The organism is Pseudomonas rubra (assembly GCF_028656935.1).
Taxonomy (GTDB): domain Bacteria; phylum Pseudomonadota; class Gammaproteobacteria; order Pseudomonadales; family Pseudomonadaceae; genus Aquipseudomonas; species Aquipseudomonas rubra.
The window spans coordinates 43,431-60,058 of sequence record NZ_JAMDGZ010000033.1 but is presented as its reverse complement, the minus strand read 5'-3'; the positions used below and the strand labels follow the sequence as shown (position 1 = coordinate 60,058).

The window sequence follows — 16,628 nt, the reverse complement described above, 5'->3', positions numbered from 1 at the left end:
AAACCTCCATACAGCCCCAGGCTCCAGCTCGCGGCAAGGCCCGATAGCAACTGGATGCCGTATAGCGCGGCAGCCTGGGTTGTAAGGTTTAAGCCAACATCACTGCTGTCGACGGGTGCTATCGCGTGGGCGAAGCTGAGCGTGATCGCCTCTAATACTGGAAAAGGTACGTCCCGAATTAAAGCCCGTTGTCCCGATAACCACTCACATTGAAGGACGGAAATCCTGTGCCCGACCAAAATTGACCATCATGAAGGGTCATAGAGGCTTTCCAGATACTAGCGCTCGGGTTTTCTCCAGAATAGCCATGCACGCGGTGAGCATCCCAGCCTCCATACAACCTCAGATTCCCCCACTCTGGCCATAGCTGACCATTACGTCTGTGATTAATCCCGCCCCAGATTTCCCGAATATCTGGCATAGTCAACCCGCGCTCCCTACAGTATGCCAACATCTGAGGGTAGGTGCCCGATGCTGTTGGCGCCTCGAACCATTTCGTCGGACTCTGCAACGCGTACTGTGCGCCTTTGCCATTACCCGCAGTCGCGGTAATGGTTACAGTACCCTGCCAGATTCTGGAAAAAATCACTTTACCTGTAATATCGACACTAACTTCGGGTTGATTCGAACTATAGATTACCGCACCTGCGTAACGTACTTTACGTACAAAATGGGCACCATCGAAAGCGGTCACAGGCTCAAAATCGCGCGTACGCCAACCATTGATCTCAAAAGCATCCCAGGGCAACTGATTGCTCACCCACAATTCATAGGGCTTCGAGTACCGCGTACGTGTGCCTGCGCGAATAACCCGATAACCGATCTTCACCACACTGTTGTTGCTCGGAATGATCCTGTCGTCCCAGACTTCAAAACGCAGATCTTCACCCTCGGCACCGGGCGGCACGATCAGGGTGTCGGTCCAGGTCCCGGCAGCGGTTTCGCCAATCCATTCGAAGACAATCTCATCATCTTCCTGGAACACATTCTCGTCCGCTTCGTTCTTGCCCGGCAGCAAAACTGTGGCATAACCGGTGAGCTCGTCCGGGTCCAGCCAGGCACCTTCAGCGTCTTCGTAGATGTCTTCGACGATCACCGAGGGCAGCACCTGCGGGCTCAGGCCGACATACAGATGCAGCTTTTCAGACTCTTTGATCGGCGAATCCGGGTCACGCTCGGTCTTGATCCGGTACGAGACCTGCACCTCGCCGCCATCGAGCAGGTCAATATGTTCGCGGCGCACCACCCTGCGCAACAGCCGTCCCACCTGGCTGCCGAGAATGTAAAACGTGTCTTCGTACAGGTAAGCCTTACCGTCCACGGTGGTGCCGCGCCACACCAGTTGGAACCAACTACCATTGACCATGCCCACCCAGGGCTGCACCTCGACCACCACGAACGGCAGGCCAACGATCAGTTGCCCCTCTTCATCCAGTTCCCTGACCACCGGCGCCGGTAAACCGAAGGGCTCACCGATTACACCAACGGTGGTACGCCTGGACTGCACCGGCTCCCCGTCCTGAGGCAGGAACTGATAAGAGACGATCGCCAGGCCGCTGGCAATTGCCTGAACCTTGTTGTTGGGTACCAGCAATTGCACCCCGGCGCCGTCTTCTTCCAGTTCCAGCGTTTCACGGTGTTCAACCAGTTGTCCGTCGGGCGTACGGCCAATCCACTCCAGGGTCAGGCGGGCGCCTGCGACAAACTGCTCGTTTGCAACAATGGCCACCCGTACATCGTCGTAGCCCAGCACCTCAAGGTCGATGTAGCCTTGCCCGTTGGCATCCAGCACCGTTGGGGCCGCCAAGGGATAGCCCTGGGTATCGACTTTGATCGACAAATGCGGCGACCAGCCATCGGAGTGGTTGTGCACTTCGTCGACGATCTTGTACAGCACCGGCAGGTTCTCCGAATCGCCCGCACGGGCGATGGTGTCGGGATCGATGAACACCACGACTTCATCGAACAGGTCTTCTTCCTCGACCCGTCGGCGGATGATCACGCCCCCCCAACCGATGCGAATCGAATCACCCACCGCCATGCCCTCGTAAGGCGGCACCCGCGCGTCAAAGCCTTCAGCGGCCAGGGCCTCGTCAACGCCAAACTCGATAACCTCCTCAGGCAATATCAACAACTCCAGACGCTGATGCCCCGGTTCACCGGGATGCGGATCGATCCCCCCCGGCCTGTCCAGTTTCACCAGCACCCGCAAGGGCGCCGAATCGTCGCTGTTGCCATCCAGGGCGGTGATGCGAAAGAACGCCGTGATCCAGCCCGGGTTCTCTTCGATACGTGCCCGGGGCAGGTAGAAGAACAGGTTCTTGCCGACGTCATCCGGGTCCAGCGGGTAGACATAGATCGGCAACTCCGCATCGTCCCAGAAAATCTCCACAATGTCGCCACCCGCCATGCCCAGATAAGGCTCGACGATCGCCATGACCCCGTAGTCGCTGACCTCAAGGGCGGCGATGTTCAGCCCGCCATCACCTCCCGCCACTGGCTGTGCCAGGTTGGGAATGCGCAGTTGGGTCAGGGCCAGGGGCTTGACCACGTGCGGTTCGGGTGCGGCTTCAAGTGCCTGGTACAACGTGACCTGGCAAGGGGGAAATTCGGTGGCTGTACTTTCATCGTCGGTGCCATCGAAACTAACCGCAAGCATCAGGCTGAGCGCGCTCTCGTGGCCAAGGCCTTCCAGTTGCGGACGCGGAACAAACAGGCGCAGGCCGAACTGCACCTGCTGGCGGCTTACCGGTTCGGCTTCGCAGACATACCATTGCACTGGCTCGCCGTCGGGGTCATGACCGAGGCAGCGAAGCCAGAACTTCTGCCCCTCCTCGATACCCGGCCAGGGCACCACCAGCACCGCAATATCGTCGGGAAAAGTATCCAGGTACAGCGCATCACCTAGGGCTTGGGGTAACTCCGGGGGAAGCAGATCAGTTGCAATGAAGCCAGTCATCTTGGACCTCCAGTCACGTACTTCACGAGAAGCGACCGGCCTACCCGGCGCACTGGCGGTTATTGAGCGACAGAAACGGGTGAAGCGAAACTGACAAAAATACTAGGGCCGCCTAACGAAATCGGGCCTTGATCTTGCTGGCCACATGCGGCACTTTGCCCGGCTGTTGAATCATAAGGATACATTTTCATGTCCCGCTCCCTGGCCGGCGCCCTGGCCCACAATTTTCTCGGGCAGTCGCCGCGCTGGTACAAGGCCACCTTGTGCCTGTTCCTGCTGCTTAACCCCCTGCTGCTGTCCACCCTTGGCCCGGTGGTGGCCGGCTGGGTGCTGGTGATCGAGTTCATCTTCACCCTCGGCATGGCGCTCAAATGCTACCCGCTGATGCCGGGCGGCTTGTTGATGGTCGAAGCCCTGCTGCTGGGCATGACCACGCCGCAAGCGCTGTACGAAGAGTTGCAACACAACTTCCCGGTGATCCTGCTGCTGATGTTCATGGTTGCCGGCATCTACTTCATGAAGGACCTGTTGCTGTTCGTATTTTCGCGCATCCTCCTCGGGGTGCGCTCCAAGGCCCTGCTGGCCTTGCTGTTCTGCTTTCTCTCGGCCTTCCTCTCGGCGTTTCTCGATGCCCTGACGGTTACCGCAGTGATCATCAGCGCAGCGGTGGGTTTCTATTCGGTGTATCACCGGGTCGCCTCAGGCGGCAACCCGCGCGAAGACTCGGACCTGGACAGCGACCAGCACATTGCCCACCTGCACCGCGAAGACCTGCAGCAGTTCCGCGCCTTTTTGCGCAGCCTGCTCATGCATGGCGCCGTGGGTACCGCATTGGGCGGCGTGTGCACCCTGGTGGGGGAACCGCAGAACCTGCTGATCGGCCATGAGATGGGTTGGCATTTTGCCGATTTCTTCCTCGAGGTCGCGCCAGTGTCGTTGCCGGTGCTGGTGGCCGGGCTGGTCACCTGTGTACTGCTGGAGAAGTTGCGCTGGTTCGGTTACGGCACCCTGTTGCCGGACAGCGTGCGCCAGGTGCTGGCTGCCTACGCCGCCGAAGACGACGCCCAGCGCACCACCCAGCAACGGGCCGCGCTGCTGGTGCAGGGCCTGGCGGCGCTGATCCTGATCATTTGTCTGGGCCTGCACGTGGCCGAAGTCGGCCTGGTCGGTTTGCTGGTCATCGTGCTGATCACCGCCTTTACCGGTATCACCGACGAGCACCGCCTGGGCCGCGCCTTCCAGGACGCCATGCCGTTCACCTCGCTGTTGGTGGTGTTCTTTGCCGTGGTGGCGGTGATTCACCAGCAGCAGTTGTTTACCCCGCTGATCCAGTGGGTGCTGGCGCTGCCGGCCGATCAGCAACCGGGCATGCTGTTCATCGCCAACGGCCTGTTGTCGGCGATCAGCGACAACGTGTTCGTCGCCACGATCTACATCACCGAGGTGAAACAGGCGTTTATCAACGGTGGCATGAGCCGCGAGCACTTCGAGACCCTGGCGGTGGCAATCAACACCGGCACCAACCTGCCGAGCGTGGCCACGCCCAATGGCCAGGCGGCGTTCCTGTTCCTGCTGACCTCGGCGATTGCACCGCTGATTCGCCTGTCGTACGGGCGCATGGTGTGGATGGCGCTGCCCTATACCGTGGTCATGGGTGGGCTGGGCTGGTGGGCGGTGACTTACTGGTTGTAGTGCCCACAGCCTGATCGCCCCTCACCCAATCGGGTGCCACACCCGCCTGTCGCGGGTCAGCAGTTCATCCGCCGCCGCCGGGCCGTCCTCGCCGGCGACGTAGGGTTGCACCTCGCCTGCGTCCTTCCAGGCATCGAGAAACGGCTGCACCGCCCGCCAGCCGTTCTCGATGTTGTCGGCACGCTGGAACAGGGTCTGGTCACCCGTCAGGCAGTCATAGATCAGCGTCTCGTAACCGGTAGAGGGCTGCATCTTGAAAAAGTCCTTGTAGGCAAACCCCAGTTCGACGTTCTCCATGGCCAGGGCCGGCCCCGGGCGCTTGGCTTGCAGGTCGAACCACATGCCTTCGTTGGGCTGGATCTGGATCTTCAGGTAGTTGGGCTTGAGCCGTTCGACCTCGGTGTCGCGAAACTGCGCATAGGGCGCCGGCTTGAAGCAGATGGCGATCTCGGTGTCGCGCACGCTCATGCGCTTGCCGGTGCGCAGGTAGAACGGCACCCCCACCCAACGCCAGTTGTCGATCATCACCTTGAGGGCAACAAAGGTTTCGGTCTGGCTGTCGAGATCGACCCGTGGCTCGTCGCGATAGCCGGGCACTTTCTTGCGTCCCTGCTTACCCGCTGTGTACTGGCCACGCACCGAGTTCTTCAGGGCCATGTTCTTCGACCAGGGCCGGATCGCACCGATGACCTTGGCCTTCTCGCTGCGCACCGCATCGGCTCCAAAGGCCGCCGGCGGCTCCATGGCAACCATGGCCAGCAACTGGAACAGGTGGTTGGGCACCATGTCACGCAAGGCGCCGGTGCCGTCGTAGAAGGCGCCGCGGCTCTCGACGCCGACAGTCTCGGCGGCGGTGATCTGCACATGATCGATGTAATGGTTGTTCCAGAACGCTTCGAACAGGCCGTTGGAAAAGCGGCTGACGAGAATGTTCTGTACCGTCTCTTTGCCCAGGTAATGGTCGATGCGGTAGATCTGTTTCTCGCTCATGACCTTGAGCAGGCAGGCATTGAGCGCCTCGGCGCTGGCCAGGTCCGAGCCAAAGGGCTTTTCCACCACCACCCGGCGAAAACCGTCGGTTTCGTCGAGCAGGCCGGCGGCGCCCAGGCACTGCACCACTTCGCTGAAAAAGCGTGGCGAGGTGGCCAGGTAGAACACCGCGTTGGCGCTGGGGTTGCTGCGGATACGCTCGGCAATGGCCTGGTAAGTGGCCTCGTCAAGAAAATCGCCAGTCAGGTAGCCGATGCGCTTGGCCAGCCGTGCCCAGAGTTTGTCGTCCAGGCATTTGCTGGCGCCTTGGCTGGCAGCATCGCGCTCGCGCATGAAGGCTTCCAGGCGCGCGGCGAACTCACTGTCGCTGGCCGCATTGTGATCGACGCCGATGATGCGCAAGCCCTTGTCGAGCAAGCCGTCGCGGTTAAGGTTGTACAGCGCCGGCATCAACAGGCGCTTGACCAGGTCGCCATTGGCGCCAAACAGAAACAGGTTGCAAGGCGGTGCCGCTTCGATCTGAGGTGTGCTCATTCGGCTTTCTTCTCGACGTGGCCACCAAAGCCGAAGCGCATGGCCGAGAGCATGCGGTCAGCGTAAGTACCCTGCTGCTGGCGCGAGCGGAAACGGGCAAACAGCGCACTGGACAACACCGGTACCGGCACGGCCTGCTCCACCGCTGCGTCGATGGTCCAGCGCCCCTCGCCGCTGTCGGCGACCGAACCGCTGTAGCCACCCAGTTGCGGATCCGCCACCAGCGCATCGGCGGTGAGGTCAAGCAACCAGGAGGTGACCACGCTGCCACGGCGCCACACCTCGGCGATCTCGGCCAGGTTCAGGTCAAACCGCTGTTCGACCGGCAAGGCGTCGCTGGCCTTGCTCTTGAGCAGGTCGAAACCTTCGGCGTAGGCCTGCATCAGGCCGTACTCGATGCCATTGTGGATCATCTTCACGTAATGCCCGGCGCCGGCGGGGCCGGCATGGATGTAGCCCTGTTCGGCGCGCTCGGCCGGGCCCTGGCGCCCGCGAGTACGGGGGATGTCGCCGACCCCGGGAGCGAGAGTTGCGAACAGCGGATCCAGGCGCTCGACCACGGCTTTTTCGCCACCGATCATCATGCAGTAACCGCGTTCTAGGCCCCAGACGCCACCCGAGGTGCCGACATCGATGTAGTGCAGGTCGCGCTTGCCCAGCTCGCTGGCGCGGCGCATGTCATCCTTGTAGAAGGTGTTGCCGCCGTCGATGATCACGTCGTCGGCATCGAGCAGGTCGGCCAGCTGGGCGATGGTCTGCTCGGTCGGCTCACCCGCCGGCAACATGACCCATACCGCGCGCGGCTTCTCAAGCTTTTGGACCAATGCACCGAGGTCATGGGCGCCATTGGCGCCTTCCTTGACCAGGGCTTCTACCGCCTGGCGGTCACGGTCATGCACCACCGTGCGGTGTCCGCCACGCATCAGGCGCCGCGCAATATTGCCGCCCATGCGGCCCAGACCCACGATTCCCAATTGCATGTGCGATGCTCCCCTTGGAATAAAACTAGGCTCAGGCCTTGAAGATTAGTCCAGGCCGTGCCCACTTGGTTCAGCGACCAACGGCAAGACCGCCAGAAACAAAAAAGTTCCCATGACCGCTAAAAGAATTCAGAATCGCCGCCGATCAAGCAACTACGCTGTTAGAAATACGACCTACCCTATGCGAGGTGTGCAATGGGAACCCTTCTGCCGAAAATGCCTGCCCAGACCCTCTACGTGACGGTTCACCGCGATGAACTGCGCCGCCTCAAAGAGGAGCGCGACCAATTGCAACAGCAAGTTGCCCAACTCAGTCTGCTGCTGCAACAGGCGCAGAATCCCGAGGCACCGGCCCACGTCTGATCGGGGCTATTTGCAGGGGAATCATTGCCTGCTGACCTTGCACGACGGCGCCTTTCTAGACTGCGCCGTCCGACGCTCGATGCGTCTCCTACCTGCAAGGAACCCCATGAAAAAACTCTTTGTGCTCTCGGCCTGGGTGTTGTTCGGCTGCCTGTCAACGGCGGTCAACGCCGAAGAGGTTCAATGCAAGTCCAGCAGCGAAGCAGAGATCCTCGCTCAATTCGAGCGCTGGAACCAGAGCCTGCGCAGCGGCGACCCCGAACAGGTGGCGGCGCTTTACAGCGAAGATGCCATCCTGTTGCCCACACTCTCCAACCAGGCGCGGCTGACCACCGCGCAACGCATTCAGTACTTCAAGTACTTCCTCGGCAACCAGCCTTCCGGGCACCTGGACAGCCATCATCTGGACCTGGGGTGCAACACCGCCGTGCTCTCGGGCCTGTACACCTTCACCTTCGCCAGCAACGGCGAGAGCGCTGCAGCGCGCTACACCTATGCCTATCGCTGGGATGGCCAGCAATGGCTGATTACCAGCCACCACTCCTCGCTGCTGCCCAGCAGCTGAATCCCGTGGCCTGCAGCCTCAGCGCTGCAGGTCATCGCCGATAAAGTGACCGGCGGGTCACACCCTCGCGGTTTTCTCTCCTACACTCGGTACTCGGCCAGACATCGCCCGGAAAACTCGACCGAAAAAAGTCGAAACTTCTGGATTCGCGCCAGGTCAGGAATTAAGTAGGCCATCGATTCCGCTTCAACGGACGCGGCCCACCCACCCTAAATCGTCAACACGCCGTCGGCAGGACGCCGGCTTGCGTAGCGCTTGTGCGCTTGGCTTCGGGGCATGGAACGCAAGGCAAGACCACTCACAGAGAGATGTACTCGCACAGACACAACAACGGGCGCCCACGCCCGCACACCATAGGGACGGAGAGAAGTATGATCAGTGCCGCTGTCGAACCCCATGTAGAGCAATTCAGCCCGGAACATCGTGAGCCGCTTGCGGCGGACTTCACCCCGACAGCCAAAACACTGGGTACCGATCCTAAAAATAAGCGCAAGGTCTTGTTCGTGACCTCGGAAATCGCCGACCTGGTCAAGACCGGCGGCCTGGGCGATGTCTCGGCGGCATTGCCGCGGGCCATGCGCCACTTGCACGATGTCCGCGTATTGATACCCGGCTATCCGCAGGTACTGGAGAGCGACAACCCGATCCACCTGGTCGGTGAGCTGGGCGGCCATGCCGCGCTGCCACCGTGCAAGATCGGACGCATGGACCTGGCAGATGGCCTGGTCATCTACGTGCTGATCTGCCCCGAGCTGTACCAGCGCGAAGGCACCCCCTATGGCGCCAACAACGGCCGCGACTGGCCCGACAATCACATTCGCTTCGCCCGCCTGGGCCTGGCTGCGGCGGAGATCGCCGCCGGCGAAGGCATGGTCCACTGGAAGCCCGACCTGGTCCACGCCCATGACTGGCCCGCCGGCCTGTCCCCGGCCTACATGCACTGGCGCGGCCTGCGCACCCCGACCCTGTTCACCATTCACAACCTGGCCTACCAGGGTGTGGTCAGCCGCGCCTGCTGCCCGGAACTGGCGATCCCTGAACATGCCCTGCAGCAGGAGGGCATGGAGTTCTACGGCAAGCTGTCGTTCCTCAAGGCGGGCCTGGCCTACGCAAGCCACATCACCACGGTCAGCGCCACCTATGCGCGGGAAATCACCACGCCGTCGTTCGGTTGCGGCCTGGATGGCTTTCTGGCCAGCAAGGCCCAGCAAGGCTTGCTCAGCGGCATTCCAAACGGCATCGACGAGAGCTGGGACTCGGCCAGCGACCCGCACCTGGCGCACCCCTTCAGCCTCAACGACTGGCAAGGCAAGGCCGCCAACGCCCGGCAGGTACGCGCACTGTTCGCCCTTGAGCCCTCCAGCGGCCCGCTGTTCGCCGTGGTCTCGCGCCTGGTCTACCAGAAAGGCCTGGACCTGACCCTTGGGGTGGCCGAGTACATCGTTCGCCAGGGCGGCCAGATTGCGATCATCGGCCGGGGCGAACCGGAAGAGGAGCAGGCCATGCGTGAACTGGCCCTGCGCCATCCCGGGCAGATTGGCGTACGTATCGGCTTCAATGAGACCGATGCCCGGCGTATGTTCGCCGGCAGCGATTTTCTCCTGATGCCCTCGCGCTACGAGCCTTGCGGGCTGAGCCAGATGTACGCCCAGCGCTTCGGCTCATTGCCGGTGGCGCGCAATACCGGCGGCCTGGCCGACACTATCGAGAATGGGGTTACCGGCTTTTTGTTCGACGAGTCCACCCTCGAGAGCTACCGCGAAGCCCTGGGCCGGGCGTTCTACGTGTACGACAAACCGAACCTGCTCAACGCCATGCGCTGCCTCGCCATGACCCAGCCCTTCAACTGGTGCCAGGCCGTCGAGCCGTATGCCCGTCTCTACGAGGAACTGGTCGAAAACGCCCGTGTAACCCCACGCTGAATGCGAGGTGGCAGGTATGCCCTTGAGGTCACAGGAACCAGCGACCCACGGGGCCGTAATGATCGACAGCAACAGCGCCCGGTTTGCCCTCTGGGCACCGGACGCGCAGCGGGTAGACGTCGAGTTCACCACCGGCCGGCGTCAACCGTTGCCGGCGCAGGCTGACGGCTGGTTCGTCGGCAAGCTGCCGTGCACAGCCTGCGAGCGTTACCGCTACCGCCTAGACGGAAAACTTGTGGTCGCCGACCCGGCGTCGCGCTACCAGCCTGAAGGCGTGCACGGCCCCAGCGCGCTGGTCGACCCTGCCGCTTACCGCTGGCAGCAGCCGAACTGGCAAGGACGCCCCTGGCACCAGGCAGTCATCTACGAGTTGCATGTCGGCCTGTGCGGCGGCTATACCAGGGTGATCGAACGCTTGCCGGCGCTGGCCGAACTGGGTATCACCGCGATCGAGTTGATGCCCATCGGGCAGTTCCCGGGGACGCGTAACTGGGGCTACGACGGGGTGCTGCCGTTCGCCCCGCAACACAGCTATGGCACCCCGGAGCAGTTGTGCGAACTGGTTGACCAAGCTCACGGCCATGGCCTGATGGTGCTGCTGGATGTGGTCTACAACCACTTCGGCCCGGATGGCAATTATCTCGGCCAGTACGCCAGCGGCTTTTTCCGTGAGGATCGCCGGACGCCCTGGGGCGCGGCGATCGATTTTCGCCGCCGCCAGGTACGCGAGTTCTTCATCGAGAACGCCCTGATGTGGCTGCAGGACTACCGCTTTGACGGCCTGCGCCTGGACGCCGCGCATGCCATCGATGACCCCGATTTTGTCGCCGAGTTGGCACATCGGGTGCGCAGCGAAATCGCCCCGGGTCGCCAGGTATGGTTGAGCGTTGAGAACGAACACAACCAGGCGCACTTGCTCGAGCAAGGCTTCGATGGGCAGTGGAACGACGACGGCCACAATGCCCTGCACGTGCTGCTCACCGGCGAGCGAGAGGCGTATTACGCCGACTACAGCGAATCGACCATCGACAAACTGGCGCGCTGCCTGAGCCAGGGGTTCATCTTTCAGGGCCAGCCCGACCGCAACGGCCGCCCCCGTGGCGAACCCAGCGCTCACTTGCCACCCACCGCCTTCGTGCTGTTCCTGCAGAACCACGACCAGATCGGCAACCGCGCCTTCGGCGAGCGACTTAACCAATTGTGCCCGCCCCAGGCCCTGCGCGCCGCAACCACCCTGCTGTTGCTGGCACCGATGATCCCGTTGCTGTTCATGGGTGATGAGTGGGGGTGTGAGCAACCGTTCGTGTTCTTTACCGATCATCACGATGAACTGGCCGATGCCGTGCGTGAAGGCCGGCGCGCCGAATTTGCCGGTTTCAGCGCCTTTGCCGATGCTGCCTCCCGAGCCCAGATTGCCGACCCCAATGCCGTCAATACCTTCAATGCTTCACGGCCATTGGCGCCCCTCACGCACCAGCAGCCCTGGCGGCTGTTCTACCGGCAATTGCTGGCCCTGCGCGAGCGGCATATCGTCCCGCACCTGCCAGGTATTCGCGCCCTCGGCGCCCAGGTGCTGGGGCCCCAGGCCCTGAGTGCGCGCTGGCAACTGGAGAACGGTGGCGAGCTGCGTATCGACCTTAACCTGGGACCGACGGCGGCAGCGGTCGATCTGCCCGCCAGCAGTGCGCGGCTGTTCAGTTGCAGCCAGGTCAGCATAAGCAGCCAGCAACTGCCGCCCTACAGCGCCCTGGTCAGCCTGACTTCCATCCCCTCCACGGAGCCTGCCCATGACTGACCCACGCTTGCAGCACCTGGCGCAACTGGCGGGCCTTGCGGTGGACTGGATCGACGCCAACGGCCGCGCCCAGCGCGTCAGTGACCCGGCACTGCAACGGGTGCTGGCCGGGCTTGGCCACCCGGCTGGCAGCAGCGATGCGATCGAGGCCAGCATCCAGGCCCTGCTCGACGCCGGCGATGCCCGCCACCTGCCGCCGCTGCTGACCGTCGAGCAGGACCTGGCGCTGGAGCTCTCGAGCTACTTCACGGCTTTTACGCCGTGCACGGTGCGACGCGAAGATGGCGGCGAACAGCTACTACAACTGGATGAGCAGGCCAGGCTCGTCGCAGGTTTGCCGATTGGCTATCACCAGGTGCTGATCGACCAGCGCCAGTTCACCCTGGCCGTCGCGCCCGCGCGCTGCTACAGCGTGGCCGATGCCCTCGGCACGCCAACCCCGCGCTGCTGGGGCCTGAGCGCCCAGCTGTACAGCCTGCGACGCCCCAACGATGGCGGCTATGGCGATTGCCTGGCCCTTGAAGCCCTGGTGCGCAGCGCCGCCGAGCGCGGCGCCGATGCCCTGGCCATCAGCCCGTTGCACGCCATGTTCGCCGGCGACACCCAGCGCTACAGCCCCTACTCGCCATCGAGCCGGCTGTTTCTCAACAGCCTGTATGCCAGCCCCGCCGCATTGCTCGGTGACCGCGCCGTGCGCATGGCCATCGAAGCCTGCCAACTGCACGGCCCCCTTGAGCAGCTTGAACAACTGCCACTGATCGACTGGCCCCAGGCAGCGGCGTTTCGCCAGCGCCTGCTGCGGGCCCTGTACCGTGACTTCATCGCCGGCGAACACCCGTTGTTCGCCGACTTCGACAGCTACCGCCAGCATGCCGGCGCCGCCCTGGAACGCCATTGCCGCTTCGAAGTGCTGCTCGAGCATGCCCTCAAGCATGACCTGGGCCAGGACTGGCGCGACTGGCCCAGCGCCTGGCATGACCCGCACAGCCCGCAGGTCAACGCCTTTGCCCGCCAGCACAGTGACGAGGTGGGCTTTCATGCCTTCTGCCAATGGCTGATCGAGCGCAGCCTGCAACGCGCCCAGGACGCAGCGCGCGGCAATGGCATGCGCATTGGCCTGATTGCCGACCTTGCGGTGGGCGCCGACGGCGCCGGTAGCCAGGCCTGGAGCCGTCAGGACGAACTGCTGGCAGGCCTCAACGTCGGTGCACCGCCAGACATCCTCAACCGCACCGGGCAAAACTGGGGCATCTGCGCCTTTTCGCCCGAAGGCTTGCGGCGCAACGGTTACCGCGCCTTTATCGAAATGCTGCGGACCAACTTCGCCCATGCCGGTGGCTTGCGCATCGACCATGTCATGGGCCTGCAACGCCTGTGGCTGATACCACAGGGCGCCAGCGCGGCCGAAGGTGCCTACCTGCAGTACCCGCTCGATGACCTGCTGCGCCTGCTGTGCCTGGAGTCGGTGCGGCACCGGGCGATCGTGCTCGGCGAAGACCTCGGCACCGTCCCCGAAGGCCTGCGCGAAAAACTCGCCGCCCGAGCGATCCTCGGCATGCGCGTGCTGCTGTTCGAGCAGGACCCACCCGGCCACTTCAAGCCGATTCTCGACTGGCCCGATAACGCCCTGGCCACCACCAGCACCCATGACCTGCCGCCTCTGGCCGGTTGGCTGCAGGCCCGCGATATCGACTGGAACCTGCGCCTGGCCCTGATCGACGGCATCACCGAACGCCACTGGCGCGAAACCCGCCAGCATGAGTGCCAGGGCCTCAAGCGCATCCTTGCGCAGAACTACGGCCAGGCCCTGACAGACAACGACGCGCTGATCGATGCCAGCATCCGTTACCTGGGTCATACCCGCGCGCCACTGGTACTGGTGCCGCTGGAAGATGTACTGGGCATCGACGAACAACCCAACCTGCCCGGCACCGTCGACAGCCACCCGAACTGGCGCCGGCGCTTTGCCCTGCCGGCCACTGCCCTGCTTGACGACACCGATGCGGCGCGGCGCCTGGAGCTGCTGGCGCAAGCCCGCGAACAAGCCTGGGAGCGCGACCGATGAAAGCCCTGAGCGCGACCCTGCGCCTGCAGTTGCATGCCGACTTCAACCTCGACCAGGCTGCGGCATTGGTGCCCTACTTTGCCCGCCTGGGCATCAGTCACCTGTATGCCTCGCCGCTGCTGCGGGCGCGCCCCGGATCCGGCCACGGCTACGATGTGGTCGACCCCGGCCAGGTCAACCCGGTGCTGGGCGGCGAGGCCGCGCTGGAGCGCCTGGTGGCGGCACTGCGCCTGCATGGCATGGGCCTGATCGTCGATGTGGTCCCCAACCATATGGCCGTGGGCAGCACCAACCCCTGGTGGCAGGACCTGCTGGCCTGGGGGCGGCGCAGCCGCTACGCCGAGTTCTTCGACATCCAGTGGCACTCTCCCGACCCGCTGCTCGATGGCCAACTGCTGCTGCCGTTTCTGGCGGCTGACTACGGCGCGATGCTGCAAAGCGGCGAAATCCCCCTGCGTTTTGATGCCGCTAGCGGTCAGTTTCACATCCAGCACCATGAACAGCGCTTTGCGATCTGCCCGGCCGACTATGGCGAGATACTTGCCCATGGCAACGCCGCCCTGCAGTCATTGGCCACACGCTTGAGTGGCTTGCGCAGCGGCGACGATCCCGCCACGCGTGCCAAGCCGCTGCTGGCCGAGCTTGCGGCGCTGTCCAGGCGCCAGCCACTGGACGCGGTGCTCAACGCCTTCGACAGCCGCACGCCCGAGGGCTTCCAGCGCCTGCATGCGCTACTCGAACGCCAGCCTTACCGCCTGGCCAGCTGGCGTACCGCCGCCGACGATATCAACTGGCGGCGCTTCTTCGACGTCAACGAACTGGGTGGCTTGCGGGTCGAGCGTGCACAGGTGTTCGAGGCCACCCACGGCAAGCTCTTCGAGCTGATCGGCCGTGGCCTGATCGACGGCCTGCGCATCGACCATGTTGACGGCCTGGCCGACCCCCGTGGCTACTGCCGCAAGTTGCGTCGGCGGGTCGACGCTCTGCTGGCCCAGCGCCCACTGGAGGCTGCGCTGGAACACGTGCCGATCTATGTCGAGAAGATCCTCGGCGCCGATGAGCACTTGCACCGCGACTGGAACGTCGACGGCACCACCGGCTACGAGTTCATGAACCAGGTCTCGCTGCTGCAGCATGACCCGGCCGGTGAAGCGGAACTGGCAGCGCTGTGGAGCGCACTCAGCGAACGCCCGGAGTTCAGTGAAGAGGTGCGCCTGGCCCGCCAGCAGGTCCTCAATGGCAGCCTGGCCGGCGATTTCGAGTCCGTGGCCCAGGCCTTGCTGCAGGTGGCCCGCGACGACCTGATGAGCCGCGACCTGACCCTGGGGGCGATTCGCCGGTCCCTGCAGGCACTGATCGAGCACTACCCGGTGTACCGCACCTACATCAATGCCTGCGGGCGCCCGGCCGAGGACGAAGGGTTCTTCCAGCAAGCCTTGCGCGGTGCCCGTCAGTGCCTGAGCGAGGCCGATTGGCCAGTGCTCGATTACCTGCAACGCTGGTTGGGTGGTGAACCCTGGCGGCGCTTGCCGCCAGGGCGGGCGCGCAAGCACCTGCGCCACGCTTGTGTGCGTTTTCAGCAACTGACCTCGCCCACCGCGGCCAAGGCGGTGGAAGACACCGCCTTCTACCGTTCGGCGCTGTTGTTATCACGCAACGACGTCGGCTTTGACGCCGAGCGTTTCAGCGCGCCGCGTACAGCCTTCGATCAACAATGCAGCATGCGCCTGGAGCAGTTCCCCGACAACCTGCTGACCACCGCCACTCACGACCACAAGCGCGGCGAAGACAGCCGTGCGCGCCTGGCAGTGCTCAGTGAACGCAGCAGCTGGTTTGCCAGCCGGGTCGAACACTGGCGCGAACTCGCCAGCCCCCTGCGTTGCACCCTGGCCGATGGCGAGGCGCCGGGCGCTGCGGATGAACTGCTGCTGTACCAGAGCCTGCTCGGCAGTTGGCCGCTGACCCTCAGCGAGAACGATCCGCTGGCGCTTGAGGCCTATGCCGAACGCCTGCGCCAATGGCAACGCAAGGCCTTGCGTGAAGCCAAGTTGCGCAGCAGTTGGAGCGTGCCCAACCCGGATTATGAGCAGGCCTGCCTGGACTTCATCGACAGCCTGCTGCTGGAGCGCTCCAGCCAGCAACTGCGCCACTCCCTGGCCGAAGCAGTGCAGGCCATTGCCTGCCCGGGCGCCCTCAACAGCCTGGCCCAGTGCCTGCTGCGCATGACGGTACCGGGGGTTCCCGACCTCTACCAGGGTAATGAGTACTGGGACTTCAGCCTGGTCGACCCGGACAACCGCCGCCCGGTGGATTTCACCTGCCGTCGCCAGACCCTGGGCGACAGCACCCCAATGGCGCAGTTGCTCCAGGATTGGCGCAGTGGCCGGGTCAAGCAGGCACTGATCAACCAGGTGCTGGAGCGGCGCCAGCAATACCCGCAACTGTTCCTGCGCGGCCAGTACCTGCCTGTTCAGGTGCAGGGCAGACACGCCGACCGGGTCCTGGCGTTTGCCCGCCTGACGGCCACAGAGCGCGCCATTGTGGTAGTGCCACGCCTGGCCTGGAGCTTGCTTGCCCAATCACCCATACCCCTGATCCCGGCACAGAACTGGGACGATACCCGGCTGATCCTGCCGTTTGCCTTGTCGCCTGCCAACTGCTCGGGACTTTTTGCCACGGGCGCAGTCACAGCCTCAAAGGCGCTGTGGCTGAGCACCGCCCTCAAAGAGTTTCCGGTCAATCTGTTCATCGAACATGTTTAAG

At 63.5% G+C, this 16,628-nt stretch carries 10 protein-coding genes; 7 read left to right on the top strand and 3 right to left on the bottom strand.

All coding sequences use genetic code 11. The annotated features are described in order from the left end of the window. Window positions 1–178 precede the first annotated feature (178 nt). Complete coding sequence (locus M5G17_RS15905; protein ID WP_273893853.1) at window positions 179–2,959, bottom strand: hypothetical protein; 2,781 nt, start codon at window positions 2,957–2,959, stop codon at window positions 179–181. Between the two features lie 189 nt (window positions 2,960–3,148). On the opposite strand from M5G17_RS15905, the gene nhaB reads away from it, so the two are divergent. Further along, window positions 3,149–4,651: a sodium/proton antiporter NhaB gene (gene nhaB, locus M5G17_RS15900; RefSeq protein ID WP_273893852.1), complete on the top strand. Its 1,503-nt coding sequence runs from the start codon at window positions 3,149–3,151 to the stop codon at window positions 4,649–4,651. 21 nt (window positions 4,652–4,672) lie between these two features. Here the strand turns inward: nhaB and zwf are convergent, their stop codons facing one another. Both zwf and gnd read right to left on the bottom strand, forming a co-directional pair. After that, a complete protein-coding gene (zwf, locus tag M5G17_RS15895; RefSeq protein WP_273893851.1) occupies window positions 4,673–6,175 on the bottom strand; it encodes a glucose-6-phosphate dehydrogenase in 1,503 nt (500 codons plus the stop codon). Continuing rightward, complete coding sequence (gene gnd / locus M5G17_RS15890) at window positions 6,172–7,155, bottom strand: phosphogluconate dehydrogenase (NAD(+)-dependent, decarboxylating) (protein WP_420793349.1); 984 nt, start codon at window positions 7,153–7,155, stop codon at window positions 6,172–6,174. Before gnd ends, zwf begins: the two co-directional genes overlap by 4 nt. 195 nt (window positions 7,156–7,350) lie before the next feature. Between gnd and M5G17_RS15885 the strand changes: the two genes are divergently transcribed. The 6 genes from M5G17_RS15885 to M5G17_RS15860 all read left to right on the top strand — a co-directional run bounded on the left by M5G17_RS15885 (window position 7,351) and on the right by M5G17_RS15860 (window position 16,627). After that, on the top strand, window positions 7,351–7,518 hold the full coding sequence (locus M5G17_RS15885; protein WP_273893850.1) for a DUF6026 family protein: 168 nt from the start codon (window positions 7,351–7,353) through the stop codon (window positions 7,516–7,518). Between the two features lie 106 nt (window positions 7,519–7,624). Beyond that, window positions 7,625–8,083, top strand: a complete 459-nt coding sequence (locus M5G17_RS15880) for a DUF4440 domain-containing protein (RefSeq protein ID WP_273893849.1) — start codon at window positions 7,625–7,627, stop codon at window positions 8,081–8,083. Window positions 8,084–8,454: 371 nt separating this feature from the next. Further along, entirely contained in the window at window positions 8,455–10,005 is a 1,551-nt protein-coding gene (gene glgA, locus M5G17_RS15875; protein WP_273893848.1) for a glycogen synthase GlgA, read from the top strand. 16 nt (window positions 10,006–10,021) lie between these two features. Then, on the top strand, window positions 10,022–11,800 hold the full coding sequence (gene treZ / locus M5G17_RS15870) for a malto-oligosyltrehalose trehalohydrolase (protein ID WP_337993340.1): 1,779 nt from the start codon (window positions 10,022–10,024) through the stop codon (window positions 11,798–11,800). Beyond that, on the top strand, window positions 11,793–13,865 hold the full coding sequence (malQ, locus tag M5G17_RS15865) for a 4-alpha-glucanotransferase (protein WP_273893846.1): 2,073 nt from the start codon (window positions 11,793–11,795) through the stop codon (window positions 13,863–13,865). Before treZ ends, malQ begins: the two co-directional genes overlap by 8 nt. Continuing rightward, window positions 13,862–16,627 carry a malto-oligosyltrehalose synthase gene (locus M5G17_RS15860; RefSeq protein ID WP_273893845.1) on the top strand — a complete coding sequence of 922 codons (2,766 nt, stop codon included), beginning with the start codon at window positions 13,862–13,864 and terminating at the stop codon, window positions 16,625–16,627. Before malQ ends, M5G17_RS15860 begins: the two co-directional genes overlap by 4 nt. The last annotated feature ends 1 nt before the right edge of the window (window position 16,628 follow it).